The sequence below is a fragment of the Roseovarius sp. A-2 genome (genome assembly GCF_002072155.1).
GTDB lineage: Bacteria > Pseudomonadota > Alphaproteobacteria > Rhodobacterales > Rhodobacteraceae > Roseovarius.
Window position 1 is genome coordinate 93,315 of sequence record NZ_BDIY01000008.1, and the last position, 19,649, is coordinate 112,963.

Here is a 19,649-nt window from a genome sequence, read left to right on the forward strand (position 1 = left end):
AACCACAACAAGGGAGACCGACATGAAAACATTGGCAACAACGATTGGCCTCGCCGCGGCGGGGCTGTGGGCGGGGATGGCACAGGCTGCCGATGACCTGACGCTGCAACTCAAATGGGTCACGCAGGCGCAGTTTGCGGGCTATTACGTGGCGCAGGATAAGGGCTTTTACGAGGACGAAGACCTCAACATCACGATCAAGCCCGGCGGCCCCGATATCGCACCCACGCAGGTGATCGCGGGCGGCGGCGCGGATGTGACCGTGGAATGGATGCCCGCCGCACTCTCGGCGCGCGAAAAGGGGCTGCCGCTGGTCAATATCGCGCAGCCGTTCAAATCTTCCGGGATGATGCTGATCTGCCTCAAGAGCACCGGCGTCAAGAGCCCCGAGGATTTCCCCGGGCGCACCCTGGGCGTTTGGTTCTTCGGCAACGAGTTTCCGTTCCTGAGCTGGATGAGCCAGCTGGGCATCCCCACAGACGGGGGCGAGGATGGCGTGTCCGTGCTCAAGCAGGGCTTCAACGTCGATCCGTTGTTGCAGAACCAGGCCGATTGCATCTCGACCATGACCTATAATGAGTACTGGCAGGTGATCGACGCAGGGATCACACCCGACGAGCTTATCACCTTCAAATACGAAGATCAGGGCTCGGCAACGCTGGAAGACGGGCTCTATGTGCATGAGGACAAGCTGTCCGATCCGGCGGAAGTGGACAAGCTGGTGCGCTTCGTGCGGGCCTCGATGAAGGGCTGGAAATGGGCCGAGCAGAATCCCGAGGAGGCCGCGCTCATCGTGCTCGACAACGATGCCACCGGCGCGCAGACCGAAAAGCATCAGACACGGATGATGCAGGAGATCGCCAAGCTGACCTCCGGATCAAACGGCGCGCTCGATCCAGAGGATTTCGAACGTACGGTCGAGTCGCTGCTGTCGGGCGGGTCGGATCCAGTGATCACCGCGCATCCGGGCGACGGGGCCTGGACGCATGAGATCACCGACAAGGCGCTGAACTGAGCGCGCGGTCGGGTGCCGCTGGTACCCGACCGTACCTGCTCGAAACGAGTGCACCCCGCGCGCAATCACTCGACAGGCAGGCACCTTGAACGTTGCGCAAAACTGCGACATCGTTGGCGCGCAGTCCGGGTTCTTGCGAAAAGGTCGGCTGTCGGAGCAACGAACCAAGCCAAGGACTGTCATGAGCGGATTACTGGCCCTTTTCGACGACGTGGCGGCGATTGCCAAGCTGGCGGCGACACAGCTCGACGATGTGGCAGCACAAGCCAGCAAGGCCGGGACCAAGGCGGCTGGCGTGGTCATCGACGATGCCGCCGTGACACCAAAATACGTAACCGGGCTGCCCGCCGCGCGCGAACTGCCCATCGTCTGGAAGATCGCCCGCGCGTCGTTTTTCAACAAGCTGGTGATCCTTTTGCCCGTGGCACTGGTGTTGCAGGCGTTTCTGCCATGGATGCTGACGCCGCTTCTGATGATCGGCGGGGCGTATTTGTCTTTCGAGGGTGCGGAAAAGGTCTGGCACCTGATCGTGCCGCACAAGGACAAGGGGCCGCAGCAGGCCAAGACGCTCGACGCCGCGCATCTCGAGGAGCAGCGGGTCAAGGGCGCGATCAAGACCGATTTCATTCTGTCGGCCGAGATCATGACCATTTCGCTGTCGCAGATCGACATCGACAGTTTCTGGGTTCAGGGGCTGGCGCTGGCGGTGGTGGCCATCGGGATCACGGCGCTGGTCTATGGCGCGGTGGCGCTGTTGGTAAAGGCTGACGATCTGGGAATTTTTCTGCGCGCGAAAGGCCGTCTCGCCGCGACACGGGCAATGGGGCGCGGCATCGTCAAGTCGATGCCCTCCGTGATGGTGGGGATCGCCACAATCGGCACGGTGGCGATGCTCTGGGTCGGGGGCAGCATCCTCGTGCACGGGCTGCACGATCTGGGCTGGCACCTGCCCTATGAGCAGATCAAGCATGCCGCAACATGGGCGGCGGAGGCGGTCGGCACCGCCGGCGGGTTCGTGACATGGGGTGTGACAGCCGGGCTGGACGGCATCATCGGGCTGGCCACCGGGCTGGCGCTGATCCCGCTTGTCAACCGGGCGATCGTTCCGGTCTCGGGATGGCTGTTCCCGGAAAAGATGTGATGCCTTGCCCTGAACCGTGACGCCAAAGCGCGCCCGGCACTACCTGTGGTCACCTGCCTCAATCACGGTTAACCTGCGTTGCATGGCCAAATTTCTCATCGTCTACCACTCGCGCACCGGCGGCAGTCAACAGATGGCAGAGGCCGCATTCCAAGCCGCCCGAGAGGAAATTCAGACCTGCCTCGTGCCCGCCGAGCAGGCTGGGCCGGATGATCTGCTGGATGCCGATGGTTATCTCTTCTGCGCGCCGGAAAATCTGGCCGCGCTGTCCGGCGTGATGAAGGACTTTTTCGACCGATGCTACTATCCCGTGCTGGGCCGGATCGAGGGGCGCGCCTATGCGCAGATGGTCTGCGCCGGGTCGGATGGCGAGAGCGCCGCACGCCAGACCGCTCGCATCGCGCAGGGCTGGCGGCTGCGCGCGGTTCAGGAGCCGCTGATCATCTGCACACACGCCCAGACCCCGGACGCGATCCTAGCCCCGAAGTCGATCCCCGACGCGGACCTGGCACAGTGCCGCGAGATCGGTCAAGCGCTGGCCGCCGGTCTGGCGATGGGGATGTTCTGAGGCGGGACGGCGGCCCCAATAGCCGTGTGGGGCGATGACGTGGTGCAGGTATATATTTAGTATCATCAAATCAACTTGAGCGTGATTTCTAGCCTCACTCGTCGCATTCCCGACCCCATAGACTCTGATATATTTCGGTGAAAGCCCCTATATTGCGCATCTACTCGTAAACACCCAAACGAGACCTCACCATCACGACGATTGCAATTTTGCTTAGTTATGCTAATTATATTGCATGACATGAACCGCCCCCCCTGCGCTATCTGCGCAGCCTTGCCTGCCGGGCGCGAGTGCCGCCTGCGGCACCGGGTAATCGGGGCCGGCCTGCGCGCCGCGGCACGCGCTTCCCTTCCAAACATTAACGAAAGGCGAACCATGACCGAAAAAAATCCAGACAAAGGCTATGTAGCGATCCTGGGCTGGTCGCTGAACGCGATCGACGCCATCGACCGCTTTGACAGGCGCTACGTGATCGTCGCGCCCTCTTGGGCCGAGGAGTATGCCAAGGCCAATGACATCCCCTTCATCGCCTGGGATTTCGACCGGCTCAACGAACGCTCGCACGAGATCGCGCAGATCCTCAAGGACGAGGGCTGTGACGTGGCGATCCCGCTCTATGAGGAGACCGTCGAATGGGCGGGGGCGATCAACTCCGTCTTGCTCGATAACGCGCGCCTGCTCGGGCAATCCATGCTGTTCCGCGACAAGTCGCTGATGAAGCGCCGCGCGCAGCTCGCAGGTATTCGCGTCGGCATTTTCGAGGAGGCCGACAATCACGCCGATGTGGTGCGCTTTCTCAAGCGGGTGAACCAGACTTTGCTCAAGCTGGACGGTGATCCCGACGATCCCATCCACTTCAAGGCCTTCGACAAGGCGGGCTGCCTCGGACACCGCACCATCCGCACGGTCGAAGACGTCGATTCGATTTCGAATGACGAGTTTCCGGCGCTGCTCGAAAGCCATCTGGACGGCTGGGAATTCGCGGTGGAGGCGTGGATCAAGGATGGCAAGATCCAGTTTCTCAACATCTCGGAATACGTAACGCTTGGCTATTCGGTTTTTGTGCCCGCGACGCCGGAGCTCGAATCCTGGCGACCCAAGATCGAAGAGGAGATCAACAAGCTGATCAAGGCGTTCGATATCGACTTCGGCTTCATCCACCCGGAATATTTCGTGACCAGTGACGGCACGATGTATTTCGGCGAGGTCGCCTATCGCCCGCCGGGATTCAACGCGCTGGAACTGATCGAGCGGGCCTACGGTTTCAACGGCTATCAGGGCATCGTGCTGGCGTTTGATCCCAAGACCACGCAGGACGAGCTTGACGCCTTCTTCCCGACCCCGGTCAAGGATGCCAAGGGCCACGCTGGCTGTTTCGGGGCCTATCCGCGGCGACGGGTCGTGGAGCGGATGGAGATCCCCGAAGAAACCGCCAAGAACCCCTATTTTGAGTTCCACGAACTTGCGCAGCCCATGGAGCAGAAGGTGACAAAGCGCACCGCTTTCGGTACCCATTGGGGGCTGGTCTATTTCTTCGGTGAAGATCCACACCGTTTGCGCGACCTGCTCAAGACACAGGAAGATCTTGATTTCTATGTTTGATCACACCGAGAGGTATCTCTGATGGCGGGCACGGATCAGGGCGGCCAGGCGGAGCGTCTCGCCGCCACGCTCGAGGGGCCCCTGACGCATCTGCAAGATGCCCGGCCCTTCGCCAAGCCCCGCTTTCAGGCGCAGGTACTGGACGTGGCGGGGCGACTGCTGACCGTGCCCGGCGGGCTGGAGCGACTGCACGTGCTTGCCCCGAGGATGGATGCGGCCGGGCTCTTTGCCGGGTCCGACTGGGATGCGCCCGCCAATCTGCTGCCGGGCCTCGTGGCAGGTACGCTGGAACAGGGTGCGCCCGCCTCGGTCGCCGCCGAGACGGTAAGCCTGCTGCGCCTGCTTGCCGTGGCCAAGGGGGAGGCCGAGCACCCGCATATCCATGCCGCCGCCGCCCGGCGCTTTCTGACCCAAGTTCTCGCGCTCAACATGCGGCGTTTCTTCGGGGCCACGGATGAGGCGGCGCGCGCGGCGGGCGCGCAGAAGGCCACCACCGACGCGCTGTTTCAATATCTGGCCGAACATGTCGGCTTTCAGGACGTTTTGGGCGAATTGGTCGACGAAATTTGGCGCATCCTGCGGCAACGGCCCATTCAGGTGGCCCATGCCAAGGACATGATCGCACAGATCGCCATCACCCTCAGCGAGCGCGGCCACGAAATTGGCGACAGGCGGCTTGGGGCGGACAGACTCGTTTCGGCGCTGTTCGGCCCGACATCGGCCTGCATGGGTGATCCGGGCCTTGACACCTATCACGCGCGGCTCGCGGTGATGGACGAAACCGATCTGCGCCACGAGGCGCAGGGGCTGGCGCGCGCCATGCACGACACCGGCCTCGTCTCGGATTATCACGCCGCGTTTCTTACATGGGTGTTGGAGACCGAGCATGACGGCATGGTCGCGGACACGCTTGGTCTGGGAACGACCGGGCGCGACTGCATGCAGCAGCACCGGGGACTGATCATTGAGCTGATCCGCCGCGCGGTGCGGCCCGAAACCGCGCAGGCGCTTTACGGCATGTCGCTGATGCTCGACCGGGGTATCCTGCATCACGCCCCGATCGCCCCGGCGCTGCGCCGCCAACTGGAGCTTGCCCCCTGCCCCGCCGTGGCCGAGCGGCTTTCGATGGCCGGGCTGCATGCGGCGGCACCGGCCGATCTGCTGCTGGCGGGCTGCATTCAGGTTCTCGGCCTGCCTCTGGGCGTGGGGCAAGGTGCCAACCCGACCTGCCAATCGGCCCGCGCCATCGCGATGTGGGCGCAGAACGATCCCGACTACCTGCTGCATCTGGTGGCGCAGGCGGCGCGCGTCGACACGGTGATAATGCATTTCGAGGGGGGGGCGATAAACGCCGCCGATCTGCCCGCAGGGCTGGCCCTCGGTGCGCCGCTCGATGCCGATCCGGTCTCGGTCGTGTTGGTGCCGCATCTCGACCGGATCTATGCCGAGATGGGCCGACTATGTGCCGACCGAAATGACGATCCGCATATCTGGATCAACCCGGAATTTCACGGCTGGTGGGTGGGCCGCGCCTGTGCCGTGGCGGTCGATGTGCCCACCGGGGCACTCGCGGGGATCGAGGATTTCATCGCCCGCTTTCACACCGCCTATCACCCCGACTACAATGGCGGCGAACCGGTGATCCACCCACAGCCCGCCGGGATCGCGGCCACCGATGCCGCCGCGCGTTTCGTCGGCTGGCACGCCATCACCATCCTGCGGGTCGCCCCCGATCGCGAGGGTGAAATGCGGGTCTATTTCTACAATCCCAACAACGATTCGGGGCAGGATTGGGGCGATGGCGCGGTGGTCTCGACTCATGGGGCGGGCGAGCGGTTCGGCGAGGCCTCGCTACCCTTCGAGACCTTCGCCTCGCGCCTCTACCTGTTCCACGAGGACGGGATCAGCCCCGCGGCCACCCGTCGTCCGGCGCAGGACATTCTGGACCGCGTCGCGATGCGGGCGCGCGGCACATGGGCCGCCGGGCGCCAGGAGATCAGCGGCGACGCCATCTCGCGCCTGGCCGCCAACGGGTCGAGCCGGGCCCCCTGACCTGACACGTCGGGCCTGAAAAGCGCAATAGGCGCGGGTCCCGTCGGACCGGCAAGCGACACGTCGCTTGCGCTCATCCCCGGGCGTGCAGAATTCGCCCGATGACGTTCAGCAGCAATTGCGCAGCGAGGATCGAGGTGGTGCCCGTGCGGTCGTAGTCCGGGGCCACCTCGACCAGATCCATGCCGACGACGCGCCCGCGCTGTGCCAGCCCCGCAAGCAACTCCAGCACCTCGTAATAGAGAAACCCGCCATGTGACGGCGTGCCGGTGCCCGGTGCGATGGACGGATCGAACGCGTCGATATCTATTGTGATGTAGTAATCCACCCCCTCGGGGATGCGGGCAAGCGTCGCCTCCAGCCCGAGTTTTCGGATCTGTCGGACCGACAGGATGTCGCCGCCCATCTCGCGCGCGGCCGTATAGCCTTCCTTCGCGGTGGACGACACGTTGCGGATGCCGAAATTTGACAGGCCGGTCACATGCGGCTGTTCGGCGGCGCGGCGCATCGGGTTGCCGTGACCGTGGCGTACGCCGTGGCGCTCGTCCACGAAATCCAGATGCGCGTCGATTTGCACAAGGTGGATCGGGCCATGGTCCGCAAAGGCGCGGATGCAGGGGATGTTGACCGAATGATCGCCCCCCATCACCACCGGCAGCGCGCCCGCCGCAAGCGCCGCGCGTACCCCGGCCTCGATATTGGCGTGGCTGGCTTCGGTGTCGGTATGGATGATGTCGGCATCGCCCATGTCCACGATCCGCGCGCCCTCCAGATAGGTCACGTCGTCCTCGTGGTCATAGGCCCCGGCATGGCCGAACGAGAACAGCGTCGAGGCATCGCGGATCGAGCGCGGGCCAAACCGCGCCCCCGCCCGCCACTGGGTGCCGAAATCGAACGGCGCGCCCAGCACCGCCACATCGGCGTCGATGGCGGACCAGTCGGCGACATAAGGCGACTTGGCAAAGGTGGCAATGCCGACGAAGGGCAGGTCGAGTCGGCCGGTCTCATAAGCGTGGCTCATGGCCGACCCTCCGGCAGGGCGGCGGCGGTCGGGTTGATGGCGGCGGCAGTGATCATGCGGGCTCTCCTATGATGTCGGTGCGCAGTGCGTCGCGATGCGCGTTGGCGTGGGCGGCGATCTCTTCGAGCGGCGCGAACCAGGCGTCGCCCTGCGCCAGCACCTGTTCCAGCCACCGCTCCATCTGCGTCCAACGGGCCAGGCGTCCGGTCAGGAACGGGTGCAGTACCGGCATCCAGAACCCGCCGACCTCGCGCGCCGCCTCGTATTCCTCGAAAAAGGCGCGCAACCCGTCCGAGGGCGCGCGCACCGGCATCAGATAGCCGATCTCCTCGAAATGCGCGAAGGGCGGCCAGTCATCGGCCCCCCAATGCGGCGGCAGTTCGATCAACTCACCGCGCGGGGCCTTGAGAAGATAGGGCATTTCATCGGCCATCAGCGAGCTGTCATAGACAAAGCCTTCGTCGATCAGCCGGTCGATGATGCCGGGTGTGGCATTGTAGACCGGCGCGCGGTAGCCACGCGGGCGGCGTCCGGTCATCCGCTCATGCACCTCGAGCGCGCGGTGAAACAGCTCAGCCTCGCGCGCGTCCGAATGGCCCATCGGATCCTCGTGACGCCAGGAATGATGGCCGATCTCGTGGCCGCCTTCCAGGATCGCCTCGACGGTGGCCGGATAGGCCTCCATCACCCAGCCGGGCATGAAAAACGTCTGGGTCAGTCCCAGCCGCCGGTAGGTGTCAAGGATGCGCGGCACCGCCACCGTGGGGCCGTAGCGGCCCATCGAGACCGGTGCCAGCCGCAGATGCCCATCCTCGGGGCGCGCGTTGCGGATCAGGCTGTCGGCGTCGACGTCAAAGGTGATTGCAGCGGCGAGCCGCTTGCCATCTGGCCAGGGAAGAGGGTGCAAGAGCATGGGCGTTTGTCCTTCTAGTGCATGGCCGCGCCGCCATCGGCGGAGTAGCATTGACCGGTCACGAAACTGGCGCGGTCGGAAGCGAGCCAGGCGATCAGCCCGGCGATTTCTTCGGGCCGCCCGATGCGCCCGAGCGGGTTGTCGGCCTCGAGCGCCTTCTGCGCCGCGCTCATCCCGTCATAGCCCAGAAGCGACGTGTCCACCGGGCCGGGGGCGACCGCGTTGACCAGGATATCGGGGGCCAGTTCGCGCGCCCAGGAACGCGTCATCGTCAGGATCGCGCCCTTGGTGGCGGCATAGGCCGAAGACCCCGCGCGCCCCAGATAGGCCAGTTCCGAGGCGACGTTGACGATCCGTCCGCCGCGCGGGATCTTCGGCAGCGCGGTTTGCGCGACCACGAACGGCCCGCGCAGGTTGACGGCGATCTGACGGTCAAAATCCGCCAAAGGCATATCCGCCAGCCAACCCTCGATCTGGATGCCGGCATTGTTCACCAGCACGTCTATCCGGGGCAGTGATGCCAGGGCGGCAGCAACCGAGGCGGCATCGGTTACATCGGCCCGGAGATCGGTGCCGTCAAGATCGAGCCCGTGCACCTCAAACCCGTCCGCACGCAGCGCCGCGCAGGTCGCCGCCCCGATGCCGCGCGCCGCGCCGGTGACAATGGCCAGCTTCACCATGGCACCTCTCCCCGGTCGATGCCCAGAGTCTGGCCGGTGATGTTGGCCGAGGCGGGCGACGCCAGAAAGACGAAGGCCCCGGCGATATCCGCAGGCTCCATCAACCCGCCGCTTAGGGGTTGTGCGGCGGCGACCGCGTCGATGATCTCGCCCTCGGACTGACCCGAGCGCGCGGCCAGCACGCGGGCTGACCGCACGGCTGCTTCGGTGCGCACCCAGCCGGGGGCGACCGCGTTCACACGGATGCCGCGCGGGCCAAGCTCTTTCGCCCAGGTCTTGGTCAGCCCGATCACCGCATGTTTCGACGCGACATAGGCGGCAAAGAGCGGCTCGCCCACGCGGCCCCAGATCGAAGCGGTGTTCACGATCCGCGCCCCCGGACCCATCCGCGCAATGGCCTGACCGGTGACGATGGCCATGCCGGTCACATTGATATCCATGATCTGACGAAACAGCGCCACGGCCTCGGGCGAGGAATCGTCGACCGGGGTCAGACGCTCCAGCCCGGCATTGTTGACCAGCACATCCAATGCACCGATGCGCGCCAGGGCGGCGGCAACCGCCTGCGGATCGGTCACATCAGCCTGCAATCCGGTGGCCCCGATCCGCGCAGCGGCCTCGGTCACGACCTCGTCTTCGGCAAGCGCCCAGACCTGCGCACCGGCCCCGACCATCGCGGTGGCGACGCCAAGACCGATGCCGCGGCTCGCCCCCGTCACCAGCACCCGGCTGCCGGTCAGCCCGTTCGATGCGTTCATACGGCGTCCTCCTCTTGCGATGCGGTGGAGCGGACATGGTGCAGCAGCTCGTTGCGCAGCGCAAAGAACCCTGACCCTTCGCGCATCTCCAGCGTGCGAGACGCGCCGATCCGGGCGGTGACGTCCACCTCGGCAAGGATGCGCGCGGGGCGGCGGGTGAACACGATCACCCGGTCGGCCAGAAACGCGGCCTCTTCCACGTCATGCGTGACGAAGATCACCGTCTTGCCCTCGTCGATCTGGATGCGCCGCAATTCCAGTTGCAGGAACTCGCGCCGCTGCGCGTCGAGCGCGCCAAAGGGTTCGTCCATCAGCAGGATATCAGATCCGGCGGCCAGCGTGCGGGCGATGGCCACGCGCTGGCGCATGCCCCCCGAAATCCGGTTGGGCCATTCATCGGCAAAGGCGGTCAGCCCGACGAGATCGAGGAAATGCGCCACCTGATCGCGCTTTTCCGCCGCCGAGAGATCGCTCCGATAGCGCATACCGTAGGCGACGTTGCCCGCCACCGTCAGCCAGGGAAAGGCGGAATAGGACTGAAACACCATGCCGCGCCGCCGGTCGGGTCGGGTCAGCGCCTCGCCGCGCAGCATGATGCAGCCCGAGGACGGGGCCTCGAGCCCGCCGACCATGCGCATCAACGTGGTCTTGCCGCAGCCCGAGGGGCCGAGGAAGGCGACCAGTTCGCCCTCGGCCACGTCGAGATCGAAGGGTTGGACAACCTCGGTCTTGCCATAGCGTTTGGTTACCGTGTCGAAGGAAAGATAGGTCATCGCGTCAGATACCCGAACCAGCGGCGATGCAGGGCGCGGGCAAGCTGGTCGGTCGCCAGCCCGATGATGCCGATGGTGACGACCCCGGCCATCACCTCGGGCGTCTGGAAAAACCGCCGCGCCTGCCAGATCACGAAGCCCAGCCCGCTATTGGCGGCCACGATCTCGGCGATGATGAGATAGGTCCAGCACCAGCCCAGAGTGATGCGCATGTTGTCAACCAGCGTGGGCAGCATCGCGGGCAGCGACACATCGGTCAGCCGCCGCCAGCCGGGCGCGCCCACCGTCATCGCCGCCTCGTGATATTCCACCGGAACCCGGCGCACATCGTCAGCCACCAGCAGGACCAATTGGAAGAACGTCCCAAGCCAGAGCAGAAAAATCTTGGTCCCCTCACCGACGCCGAACCAGATGATCGACAACGGCACCAGCGCGGGCACCGGCAGATAGCGGATGAAATCGACGATCGGCTCAAGCGCCGCGCCAACCGGCCTGAACGAGCCCACCAGGATACCGATGGGCACGGCCATCGCGGCGGCCATCAGAAAGGCCGACCAGACCCGCAGCGTCGAGATGCCCGCATGATAGAGCAGATCGCGCCCGTAAATCATCGAGCCGAGCGTGTAGAGCACGGTCGAGGGTGCGGGCAGGAATTTGTCCTGCACCATCCCGCTGCGCGACACCAGTTCCCACACCAGCAGCAATGCCAGTGTGCTCGCCGTGCCGATGATGGCTTTCTGTCCGGGCATCGCGGCGCTTAGCGGTCCTGACCGTCGAACAGGCCGGTGAGCAGCGAATTGTCGATCTCGCCGGCAGGGTCGAGCACCGTGTCGGCGGCACCGTAGTCGATATTGAGTTGCATCACCTCGTCGAACACGCCGTGTAGCTTGCCTGTGCCGCCATCGCTGCCCAGAAACTCGACCGCCTCTTCATAGGTGGTGTAGGCCAGCGAGGTCTCGACAATCTCGGTCACATCCGCCGGGGTCAGGCCGAAATAGGGAGCCGCGTAATCGGCGAACTGATCGGGGTTCTCGCGTTGGAAGTCCACCGCGCGATAGACGCAGCGCAGCAGGCTCTCGAACTTGGCGGGATTGGCCGCCAACGCCTCGTCGCGGGCGGTGATGATATCGACGATGATGTCGGGCTCGTCTCGTGACGACACCAGCACGCGCGGCGCGCGCTCCGTGAGGATGCCGGACGCCTGCGACAGGAACGGCTCATAGGTCCCCACTGCGGCAATCGAGGAATCGGCGAACACCGCAATCGTATCGGCGGTCGCGATCTCGCGCAGTTCCACATCGTTGATCGACAGGCCGACCTTGGCCAGCTCCATCTGCAACAGCAGGCGGGCTGGGATATTGGGCTCGATGGCGATGGTCTTGCCCTTTAGATCGGCCACGCTGTCAATGGTGCCGTCCACCAGCACGCCGTCGCCGCCGACCGAAATGTCGATGGTGCCGATGATCGTGCCCGGCGTTTCGGGCACGCGGGGGCGGCCCTGATGCTCGCCGACGGTGCGCATGTCGGCGTCGATATCGCCCCGCTCCATCGCGGCCATGACATTGGCGCGGTCGTCCTCGAAGCGAAAGTCGAGCGACACGCCCTCCGCCTCGTAACACCCGAGATCCTGCGCCACGAGTGCAGGCGCGAAACCGACCCATGTCGGCGCAAGAATGCGGATATGGTTATCCTGCGCGGCTGCGGGCAGCGCGGTGAGGGCGGCAAGCGCCGTGGCGCATAAGAGGGCTCGAGAGGGCATTTATCAGTCTCCTTCGATGTGAAACCACGTGATGTCACAGTAGACGCCTTGCCATGCGGGCATAAATAACCGAGTTTGCGCCTATTAGATCGAGAAAACCCGAAGTGAACCCCCATGCGCCACCTCTCCGATGTCGATCTGAGACTGATCCGGATCTTTTGCACCATCGTCGATTGCAAAGGCTTTCACGATGCGCAGATCGCGCTCAACATGGCGCAATCGACGCTGAGCACCCATCTTGCCAACCTCGAAGCCAAGCTTGGCTCCAAGCTGTGCCAGCGCGGGCGGGGCGGGTTTCGCCTGACGGCGGCGGGCGAGGATACCTATGCCGCCGCGCAGGGCCTGCTCAACGATCTGGAGCGATTCGAGGCGACGATGGACCGGGTACACGGGCGGCAGGTTGCGCGGCTGCGCATTGGGCTGATCGATTCGCTGACCACGTTTGACGCTCTCGACCTGCCCGGCTGCGTCGCGCGCTTTGCCGCTGCCCATCCCGAGGCGCGGCTCGAGGTGGATACCGACACGCCCGCCGGGCTTCAGAAAAGCCTTCTGTCGGCCACACGCGATGTGGTGATCGGGGCGTCGCTGCAACCCTTGCCCGGGCTCGATTACGCCGAGCTCGCCACCGAACTACATCATCTTTACTGCGGTCAGGCACATCCGTGGTTCACCCGCCCCGATGCGGACCTGTCACAGGAGGATTTTCTGAAGGCGGCGTTTTCGGTGCGCAACTACATGCATTTCGACGACACCTATCGCCTTGGCCGCGTCACAGCCCGGGCCACGGTGGGCAGCATGGAGGCGCAGGAGATTCTCGTACTGTCGGGGGCCTATCTGGGCTTTCTGCCCGCACATCGCGGCGCGCTGTGGCAGGCTCAGGGCCGGATGCGCGCGGTCAAGCCGAACGACTGGTCGTTCAATTCTCGCTTTTTCGCCGCCTTCGATCCGCGCCGCGAGGGGGCGGCCCTGCGGCAGGCCTTTGTCGCCGAGTTGAGAGCCGTGGAAACCGACCCGCCCGGAGCGATGCCCGCGCCCTAGTGTCGTGCCGGTGTCGTCGGCCTGCCGTCCAGCGACAGCCGTGGCGCGGGCGGGGCGGTCTCGCAGATGACCTTGCCGCGCCGGATGACGTGGGTTCGGGTGGCCCGGGTCCGGATCGCATCTATCGGGTCCGCCGCATCGAGCAGCACCAGATCCGCTGGCGCACCGGGCGTCAGATCGCCCCCATCGAGGCCCATGATATGCGCCGGATCGCGGGTCACGGCGTCAAAGCAGGCGCGCAGCCCGGCGCGGTCGGTCATGTGGCAGGCATGCGCCGCGATCCATGCGACATCGAGCAGATCGCCATGCCCAAGCGGATACCACGGGTCGAGCACCGAATCCTGCGCAAAGCCCACGACACAGCCCGCTGCGCGCAACTCTGGCACCCGCGCCAGCCCGCGCCGCTTGGGATAGCTGTCGAAGCGCGCCTGTAGATGCAGGTTGGCAGGCGGGTTCGCCATCACATGCAGCCCGGCATCGGCCATCATCCCGATCAGGCGATTGGCATAGAAATTGTCCATCGAATGCATCGAGGTCAGGTGCGATCCGGTCACCCGCCCCTGCAACCCCAGCCGCTTGGTCTCGTAGACCAGCGTCTCGATCATGCGGGAATTGGGGTCGTCGTTCTCATCGCAATGCATGTCCACCATCGCGCCGCGCTCGGCCGCGATCTCGCACAGCGCCGTGATCGAGGATCGGCCCAGTTCCGCCGTGGGTTCGAGATGCGGAATGCCGCCCACCACCTCGAACCCCATGTCGAGAACCCGCCGCACGCTGTCGGCCATGTCCGGGCGGGAATGAAACCCCATCTGCGGAAAGGCGACCAGTTGCAGGTCGAGATAAGGGCTGACCTCGCGGCGCACCTCGGCGATGACTTCGGCGGCGAGCAGGTCGGGGCTGGTGATATCGACATGGCTGCGGATCGCCAACACCCCTTTCGAGACCGCCATGTCGCAATATCGCAGCGCGCGCGCGCGGTAATTCTCGGCGGTCAGCCCCGGCGATATCCGCCGCCAGAGCGCGATCCCCTCGGCCAGCGTCCCGCTTTCGTTATAATGCCCGTCGGTGCCCAGGCTGAGGGTTGCGTCGATATGAAAATGCGCATCCACGAAAGGGGGCGTCACCAGTTGGCCACCGGCGTCGATCTCTTGCGCACCGGGCCCGAGTGCGGGTGCGATCTCGGCAATCTTGCCCGCCCTGACGGCGATGTCGAGGCCGGTGCGGCCATCGGGCAAGGCGGCGTTGCGGATCACAAGATCGAATGTCATTGGCGGGTTATCCTTGTTGGTCGGATTGAAAGGCGGTGTCTAACGCCGCCGCGATGTCCGGGACGACCTGCGCGACCACGATGCGCCCCTTTTCGGCACTGGCCCCGGTAGCGGAGGATAGCACGCCTGTTGGCGGAATCGACCCGGTATCCGCCGGATAGACATCATAGGGCGGAAAATCGGCCGGCGGGCCATCGGGTATCAAGTCGCGCCGCACGAGGTCGGGGCAGAGATGCAGCATGCACGAGGTCTCCATCACCGCCGCATGTTCCAGCTCCCAGCTCAGCAGCCCGTCGGGAAACAGCGCCGCCTCGGTCTCGGGGGTGATGAAGGTCCAGTAACCAAGCTTGACGATGCGGGTGCCCTCGACCCCTTCGGCCCGCAGCGCACGCAGGGCAAGATCGGAGGCTTCTGTAAGGAACCACTGATTTTCCATATGCCCGTCGAACAGCACGATCCGGGTCAGCCCGTGGCGCGCGAGATCGCAGATTATATCGCGCACCATGTGGATATAGGTCGTGGCGTCGAGGCTCGCACAGCCGGGAAAGTGATTACCGCCGCCCGATTTCGGCTGCGATTTGTACCCGTACGGCAGCGCCGGGGCGACCAGCGCGCCGATCCGCTCGGCGATCCGTTCCGCGAGGCGCGCGGGCATGAACCGGTCGGTGCCCAGCGGCAGGTGCGGCCCGTGCTGCTCCAGCGATCCCGCAGGCAGGATCACGACCGGCGGGCCATCGCGGACCCTTTGGTCAAGCTCGACCCAGGTGAGTTCGTCGAGATGGACGGTCATGCCCGCCCCCATGCCGGTTCATGCCCAAGACGCATCACGCCCACGTCGCGCGCATGGCAACGCTTGTGGATCTCGCGAAACCACGGCTCGAATTGCCGGTTCAGCGCCTCGGTCTTTTCATGGGCGGCGAAAAAGGCGGGCAATTCCGCGCGCAGTTCGGCCAGCAGTTCGGCTTCGTTCACGCGCAGGCAGGTTCCGGCCTCGGCCATGATCTCGCCATTGACGATGGCATGGGTGACGGAGCTGCCGGTCTCGCAATAGACGAGGTGATTGGCCGGATCGTTCATCGGCGTAAAGGGGATGGCATCGAGATCGAGAACGATCATGTCGGCCTTCTTGCCCGGCTCCAGGCTGCCGGTCTGTGCCCCGAGGCAGGCGCTGCGCGCGCCGCCGAGCGTGGCGCACTGCAACACCTCCTCGGCCGAGAGCCACAGATCGGTATCCGGGGTCTGCACGTTGTGGATCAGCCCCGCAGCGTGCATCACCGCGAACATCCGCGTCGTGTCCGAGGTCGAGACACCATCCGAGCCAAGCGCCACGTTCACCCCGGCCCGCAGCATTCGCTTGACCGGCGCGACTCCAGCCCCCAGCTTCTGGTTCGAGATCACGTTATGCACGATCGAGACGCCCGCCTCGCCCATCAGGTCGATGTCGGCATCGGTGACCCAGATCGAATGCGCGATCGTGGTCCGTTGCCGCAGCAGACCAAGCCGCTTCATGTAGGCGATCAGCGTTTCGCCGTAAAACTCTTGCCCGGTAACCGCCTGCACCCTGGTCTCGAGGATATGGGTATGGAACGGCGTGTCATGGGCCTGCGCCAGTTCCATCGCGGCCTGCATCAGATCGGGGGTGCAGCGTTGCGGTGCCGATGGCGCGACCATGAAGTTCAGCCGCCCCGCACGACCATGATGCCGTGCCAGGGCATCGCGGCAATGCGACAGCCATTGGGCGCCGTCCGCTGCGCCCTGCGCATCCGCCTGCGCACACAGATCCGGCGGGACGAGATCGCGGGCAAAGGGGATCGTGTCGAGAAACGGCCGGTCCACCACATGGCCCGACACGGTGGCGCGCAGCCCGACATCTTCGTAGGCCTGGAAAACGGCGTCCAGCTGATCCGGCGTCTGGCAGGGGCTTTCATAAACGTCGTCGGTGACGCAGGTCGTGCCCGTCTTGAGCGATTCCATCGCGCAGAGCGCGGTGCGCAGATAGACCAGCCGGGGCGAAAGGGTCTGCGCGCCGAGGATCGGGTAGGCGTAGAGCATCCACAGTTCAAGCGGCATGTTGTCGTAACGCCCCTTGTAGAGCGCCTCGGGCGAGTGCATGTGGGCGTTCACCAGACCGGGCATCACCAGCTTGCCGCGCCCGTCGATCACGGTATCTGCGCGTCCTGCGCCGATGTCTCCGATTGCCGTGATGCGATCCGCTTCGATCAGAATGTCCGCGCTGATCGGGCGCGCGCCCTGCTCTGGTGCCATGGTGATGACGCGGGCCCCGGTGATAAGAATCGACATGTCAGCACGCCTCCCCTGGCAGGACGTATCCGACCTCGCCGGGCCAGCCTGCAAAAAGCCGGGCACCGGGCCTGAGATCGAGACCGTCGATTTCGCTTTGCTGTTTCTGCACCTTCATTTCCGTCCCATCCGCGAGGCGCAGCATCACGGTCACGAACGACCCGGTGAATTCCTCGGTCAGCACCTCGGCGGCGACCTCGTTGCTCGCGCCTGTTGCCTCGGTCGAGAGGGTGACGCGATCGGCCGGCACAAGCAGGCTTGCCGCCGCATGGGCGGGCGGCGGCGTGCCACGCGCGATGCCGAAGGTGCCCACCGGCGTCTCGATGGTCCCGGCACCGGTCATTCTGCCGTCGAGAATGGTGTTCGCGCCAACGAACCGGGCCACGAAACGATTGGCCGGGGCGCGGTGAACCTCCTTAGGCGCGCCGATCTGCTGCACCCGCCCATCGGACAGGATGACCACCCGATCGGCCATGGCAAAGGCCTCGGACTGATTATGCGTGACATAAAGGAAGGTGATCCCCAATTCGCTGTGCAGCCGCTTCAATTCGGATTGCATGTGCAGGCGCAGATTGGCATCGAGCGCCGATAGCGGCTCGTCCAGAAGCAAGATTTCGGGATGCAGCGCCAGCGCCCGCGCGATCGCAACGCGCTGACGCTGACCGCCCGAAAGCTGGTGGATCGAGCGCTCCGCCAGATCGGCGATGCCCAGCCGGTCGAGCCATTCGAGCGCGCGCTTGCGCCGCTCCGGGCTCAGCAGGCGACGCTTCTGTCTGAGGCCGAATTCCACGTTTTCCCGCACCGACAGGAACGGAAAGAGAGCGTAGCTCTGCCAGACCATCGGCATGTCGCGTTCCCAGGGCGGCGTCGCGGTAATATCGTCGGCCCCCCACATCAGCAACTGGCCCGCGCTGGCATAGTCCATCCCCGCGATCAGCCGCAGCGTCGTGGTCTTGCCGCAGCCCGACGGCCCCATCAGCGCGATAAATTCGCCCTTCTCGATAGCGAGATCCGTAGGGTGCAGCGCAACCGTGTCACCAAAGGATTTGGTCACCTGGTTCAGCAAGAGAATGGGATTGGGCGCGGCCATCACGGAGCCTCCTTGTCGGCTTTGCGTGTTGTGAGAAACTGCGCAAGGAACACCAGCGCGATCGTGATTACGAAAACGATGGTGCCGATGGCATTGATGCGCGGGCTGACTTGCCCCTGCAACATCGCGAGGATACGCACCGGCAGCGTTTCGTTCAGACCGGAGACGAACCATGCGATCATGAACTCGTCGAACGACACCGCAGCGGTGATCGCCAGCGCCGAGAAGATCGCGGGCTTGCAGAACGGCAGCACGACGCTGCGCATGCACGACCAGCGGGTCGCGCCGAGATTCCACGCCGCGCCCTCCAGATCGGGGCTCATTTCCGCCAGCCGCATCCGGATCAACGCCATGGCGAAGGGCGAACACAGCACGACATGCCCCGCGATCACCCCGGTCAGCGTGCCGACGAGGTCGATCAGTGAAAAGAAGGACAGCATCGCCAGTCCAAGGATCAGCACAGGCACCGTGGGCGGCAGGGCGGCCAGCGCCAGAAAGGCCAGCTTGCCGGTAAAGCGAAACCGGTAATCGACATAGGCCGTGGCAAACCCGATGAAGGTGGCCAGAACCGACACGATCGCCGCCACCTGCAGGCTGCGCCCAAAGCCGCGGCGCACGGTCTCATCCGTCAGGATCGCGCGGTACCAATCCAGGCTGAAGCCACCCCAGGGCAGGCTGGGATAGCGGTCGGCATTGAACGAAAAGACGATGATCGACGCCACCGGGGCGAGGATGAACAGGAAAACCACGATCGTGACACCGCCGAGAAGGCGATCAGTCCAGACGCCTCTCATGCCCGCGCCCTCCCGCGACCATAGGCCAGCGCCAGCGCCGAGAACAGCACCGTGACCAGCGTGGCGATCATCACCACGGCCACAACGGCGGCGCGCGGCCAGTTATTGCCGGATTTCGTCTGATCCACGATCAGGATCGACATGGTGGGTGGACTCGACCCACCCAGGAAGACCGGGCTCACATAGTCGCCGAAGGACAGGATGAACGCAAAGGCCGCCGCCAGGATCAGCCCGATCCGCGCCGAGGGTATCACGACGGTCAGCACCGTCCGCACCGGCCCACAGCCCAGGTTGTGCGACGCCCCCACAAGGTCGCGGTCGACATTGGACAGGGCGAAGAACTGGATCAGGATGACCAGCGGCAGGCACAGCGTCAGATAGCCGATCACCGTGGCAAAGGAGGTGTTGAGCATGGAGACCGCCGCAATGCCAATCCCGCCCAGTACCGCGTTCACCACGCCTTCCTGCGCGAGAATGACCATCCAGGCATAGACCCGGACAAGATAGCTGGTGAAAAACGGGGTGATCAGCAGGAAGATCGCCAGCCTTCGCGCTGACGGGCGCGCACGGAAGGCGAGAAAATAGGCCACCGGAAAGGCCAGCAGGCTGGCCACCATGGCGGTCACCGCGCCGATCTGCACGGTGTAGAGGAAACTCTCCCAGAAAAAGCCGCGCGTGAACATCCGTTCCCAGTTGGAGAGCACGAAATCCGGGGTCAGCCGGTAGTTGCGCACGACCCAGAAGGTCATCCCGACCAGAAACCCCAGCGGAGCCAGGAAAAACAGGCCGTTCCAGATCAATGCAGGGGCCGCCCAGAAGGCGGCGAACCCGTCGATCTGGGGGCGACGACGCGAGGTGGTAATGGTGTCTGGCATG

Annotated in this window: 19 protein-coding genes; 6 read left to right on the plus strand and 13 right to left on the minus strand. The window is 64.9% G+C overall.

Annotated features, from left to right (window positions below):
* Positions 1–22 precede the first annotated feature (22 nt).
* The 5 genes from BHD06_RS11390 to BHD06_RS11410 all read left to right on the plus strand — a co-directional run bounded on the left by BHD06_RS11390 (position 23) and on the right by BHD06_RS11410 (position 6,378).
* Positions 23–1,015, plus strand: coding sequence for an ABC transporter substrate-binding protein (locus tag BHD06_RS11390; RefSeq protein ID WP_080457143.1), 993 nt, complete (start codon positions 23–25; stop codon positions 1,013–1,015).
* Positions 1,016–1,196: 181 nt separating this feature from the next.
* Positions 1,197–2,156 (plus strand): DUF808 domain-containing protein, encoded by a 960-nt coding sequence (locus BHD06_RS11395; RefSeq protein ID WP_080457144.1) that lies wholly within the window; start codon positions 1,197–1,199, stop codon positions 2,154–2,156.
* A gap of 82 nt (positions 2,157–2,238) precedes the next feature.
* Positions 2,239–2,724 carry a flavodoxin family protein gene (locus tag BHD06_RS11400; RefSeq protein WP_080457145.1) on the plus strand — a complete coding sequence of 162 codons (486 nt, stop codon included), beginning with the start codon at positions 2,239–2,241 and terminating at the stop codon, positions 2,722–2,724.
* 375 nt (positions 2,725–3,099) lie between these two features.
* Complete coding sequence (locus BHD06_RS11405) at positions 3,100–4,326, plus strand: acetyl-CoA carboxylase biotin carboxylase subunit family protein (RefSeq protein ID WP_080457146.1); 1,227 nt, start codon at positions 3,100–3,102, stop codon at positions 4,324–4,326.
* A gap of 21 nt (positions 4,327–4,347) precedes the next feature.
* The gene (locus tag BHD06_RS11410; protein ID WP_080457147.1) at positions 4,348–6,378 is read left to right on the plus strand and encodes a hypothetical protein; all 2,031 of its coding nucleotides are present in this window, start codon (positions 4,348–4,350) and stop codon (positions 6,376–6,378) included.
* 73 nt (positions 6,379–6,451) lie between these two features.
* Here the strand turns inward: BHD06_RS11410 and speB are convergent, their stop codons facing one another.
* From speB to BHD06_RS11445, 7 genes are read right to left on the minus strand one after another with little or no spacing between them, the layout of a single operon-like run.
* Positions 6,452–7,399 carry an agmatinase gene (gene speB, locus BHD06_RS11415; RefSeq protein ID WP_080457148.1) on the minus strand — a complete coding sequence of 316 codons (948 nt, stop codon included), beginning with the start codon at positions 7,397–7,399 and terminating at the stop codon, positions 6,452–6,454.
* Positions 7,400–7,451: 52 nt separating this feature from the next.
* Entirely contained in the window at positions 7,452–8,312 is an 861-nt protein-coding gene (locus BHD06_RS11420; protein WP_080457149.1) for a polysaccharide deacetylase, read from the minus strand.
* A gap of 14 nt (positions 8,313–8,326) precedes the next feature.
* Positions 8,327–8,992, minus strand: coding sequence for an SDR family NAD(P)-dependent oxidoreductase (locus BHD06_RS11425; RefSeq protein ID WP_080457150.1), 666 nt, complete (start codon positions 8,990–8,992; stop codon positions 8,327–8,329).
* Positions 8,986–9,750: an SDR family NAD(P)-dependent oxidoreductase gene (locus BHD06_RS11430; RefSeq protein ID WP_080457151.1), complete on the minus strand. Its 765-nt coding sequence runs from the start codon at positions 9,748–9,750 to the stop codon at positions 8,986–8,988. The genes BHD06_RS11425 and BHD06_RS11430 overlap by 7 nt, the downstream gene beginning before the upstream one ends.
* Positions 9,747–10,523 carry an ABC transporter ATP-binding protein gene (locus BHD06_RS11435; protein WP_080457152.1) on the minus strand — a complete coding sequence of 259 codons (777 nt, stop codon included), beginning with the start codon at positions 10,521–10,523 and terminating at the stop codon, positions 9,747–9,749. Before BHD06_RS11435 ends, BHD06_RS11430 begins: the two co-directional genes overlap by 4 nt.
* A complete protein-coding gene (locus tag BHD06_RS11440; protein WP_080457153.1) occupies positions 10,520–11,272 on the minus strand; it encodes an ABC transporter permease in 753 nt (250 codons plus the stop codon). The genes BHD06_RS11435 and BHD06_RS11440 overlap by 4 nt, the downstream gene beginning before the upstream one ends.
* Before the next feature lie 8 nt (positions 11,273–11,280).
* On the minus strand, positions 11,281–12,282 hold the full coding sequence (locus BHD06_RS11445; protein WP_080457154.1) for an ABC transporter substrate-binding protein: 1,002 nt from the start codon (positions 12,280–12,282) through the stop codon (positions 11,281–11,283).
* Between the two features lie 114 nt (positions 12,283–12,396).
* On the opposite strand from BHD06_RS11445, the gene BHD06_RS11450 reads away from it, so the two are divergent.
* The gene (locus BHD06_RS11450) at positions 12,397–13,320 is read left to right on the plus strand and encodes a LysR family transcriptional regulator (protein ID WP_080457155.1); all 924 of its coding nucleotides are present in this window, start codon (positions 12,397–12,399) and stop codon (positions 13,318–13,320) included.
* On the opposite strand, the gene BHD06_RS11455 is transcribed toward BHD06_RS11450, so the two are convergent.
* The 6 genes from BHD06_RS11455 to BHD06_RS11480 are packed head-to-tail and all read right to left on the minus strand — an operon-like array spanning position 13,317 to position 19,648.
* Positions 13,317–14,588 (minus strand): cytosine deaminase, encoded by a 1,272-nt coding sequence (locus BHD06_RS11455; RefSeq protein ID WP_080457156.1) that lies wholly within the window; start codon positions 14,586–14,588, stop codon positions 13,317–13,319. The genes BHD06_RS11450 and BHD06_RS11455 overlap by 4 nt on opposite strands.
* Before the next feature lie 7 nt (positions 14,589–14,595).
* Positions 14,596–15,378: a creatininase gene (locus BHD06_RS11460; protein WP_080457211.1), complete on the minus strand. Its 783-nt coding sequence runs from the start codon at positions 15,376–15,378 to the stop codon at positions 14,596–14,598.
* Positions 15,375–16,889, minus strand: coding sequence for an amidohydrolase family protein (locus tag BHD06_RS11465; protein WP_080457157.1), 1,515 nt, complete (start codon positions 16,887–16,889; stop codon positions 15,375–15,377). Before BHD06_RS11465 ends, BHD06_RS11460 begins: the two co-directional genes overlap by 4 nt.
* Position 16,890: 1 nt before the next feature.
* Positions 16,891–17,979, minus strand: a complete 1,089-nt coding sequence (locus BHD06_RS11470) for an ABC transporter ATP-binding protein (protein ID WP_080457158.1) — start codon at positions 17,977–17,979, stop codon at positions 16,891–16,893.
* On the minus strand, positions 17,979–18,773 hold the full coding sequence (locus BHD06_RS11475; protein WP_080457159.1) for an ABC transporter permease: 795 nt from the start codon (positions 18,771–18,773) through the stop codon (positions 17,979–17,981). Before BHD06_RS11475 ends, BHD06_RS11470 begins: the two co-directional genes overlap by 1 nt.
* Positions 18,770–19,648, minus strand: coding sequence for an ABC transporter permease (locus BHD06_RS11480; protein WP_080457160.1), 879 nt, complete (start codon positions 19,646–19,648; stop codon positions 18,770–18,772). Before BHD06_RS11480 ends, BHD06_RS11475 begins: the two co-directional genes overlap by 4 nt.
* Between the last annotated feature and the right edge of the window lies 1 nt (position 19,649).

What these genes read in the sequence shown, in the direction of transcription:
- BHD06_RS11390 (WP_080457143.1), top strand. Translation starts at nt 23, where the DNA reads ATGAAAACATTGGCAACAACGATTGGCCTCGCCGCGGCGGGGCTGTGG.
- BHD06_RS11395 (WP_080457144.1), top strand. Translation starts at nt 1,197, where the DNA reads ATGAGCGGATTACTGGCCCTTTTCGACGACGTGGCGGCGATTGCCAAG.
- BHD06_RS11400 (WP_080457145.1), top strand. Translation starts at nt 2,239, where the DNA reads ATGGCCAAATTTCTCATCGTCTACCACTCGCGCACCGGCGGCAGTCAA.
- BHD06_RS11405 (WP_080457146.1), top strand. Translation starts at nt 3,100, where the DNA reads ATGACCGAAAAAAATCCAGACAAAGGCTATGTAGCGATCCTGGGCTGG.
- BHD06_RS11410 (WP_080457147.1), top strand. Translation starts at nt 4,348, where the DNA reads ATGGCGGGCACGGATCAGGGCGGCCAGGCGGAGCGTCTCGCCGCCACG.
- speB (WP_080457148.1), bottom strand. Translation starts at nt 7,399, where the DNA reads ATGAGCCACGCTTATGAGACCGGCCGACTCGACCTGCCCTTCGTCGGC.
- BHD06_RS11420 (WP_080457149.1), bottom strand. Translation starts at nt 8,312, where the DNA reads ATGCTCTTGCACCCTCTTCCCTGGCCAGATGGCAAGCGGCTCGCCGCT.
- BHD06_RS11425 (WP_080457150.1), bottom strand. Translation starts at nt 8,992, where the DNA reads ATGGTGAAGCTGGCCATTGTCACCGGCGCGGCGCGCGGCATCGGGGCG.
- BHD06_RS11430 (WP_080457151.1), bottom strand. Translation starts at nt 9,750, where the DNA reads ATGAACGCATCGAACGGGCTGACCGGCAGCCGGGTGCTGGTGACGGGG.
- BHD06_RS11435 (WP_080457152.1), bottom strand. Translation starts at nt 10,523, where the DNA reads ATGACCTATCTTTCCTTCGACACGGTAACCAAACGCTATGGCAAGACC.
- BHD06_RS11440 (WP_080457153.1), bottom strand. Translation starts at nt 11,272, where the DNA reads ATGCCCGGACAGAAAGCCATCATCGGCACGGCGAGCACACTGGCATTG.
- BHD06_RS11445 (WP_080457154.1), bottom strand. Translation starts at nt 12,282, where the DNA reads ATGCCCTCTCGAGCCCTCTTATGCGCCACGGCGCTTGCCGCCCTCACC.
- BHD06_RS11450 (WP_080457155.1), top strand. Translation starts at nt 12,397, where the DNA reads ATGCGCCACCTCTCCGATGTCGATCTGAGACTGATCCGGATCTTTTGC.
- BHD06_RS11455 (WP_080457156.1), bottom strand. Translation starts at nt 14,588, where the DNA reads ATGACATTCGATCTTGTGATCCGCAACGCCGCCTTGCCCGATGGCCGC.
- BHD06_RS11460 (WP_080457211.1), bottom strand. Translation starts at nt 15,378, where the DNA reads ATGACCGTCCATCTCGACGAACTCACCTGGGTCGAGCTTGACCAAAGG.
- BHD06_RS11465 (WP_080457157.1), bottom strand. Translation starts at nt 16,889, where the DNA reads ATGTCGATTCTTATCACCGGGGCCCGCGTCATCACCATGGCACCAGAG.
- BHD06_RS11470 (WP_080457158.1), bottom strand. Translation starts at nt 17,979, where the DNA reads ATGGCCGCGCCCAATCCCATTCTCTTGCTGAACCAGGTGACCAAATCC.
- BHD06_RS11475 (WP_080457159.1), bottom strand. Translation starts at nt 18,773, where the DNA reads ATGAGAGGCGTCTGGACTGATCGCCTTCTCGGCGGTGTCACGATCGTG.
- BHD06_RS11480 (WP_080457160.1), bottom strand. Translation starts at nt 19,648, where the DNA reads ATGCCAGACACCATTACCACCTCGCGTCGTCGCCCCCAGATCGACGGG.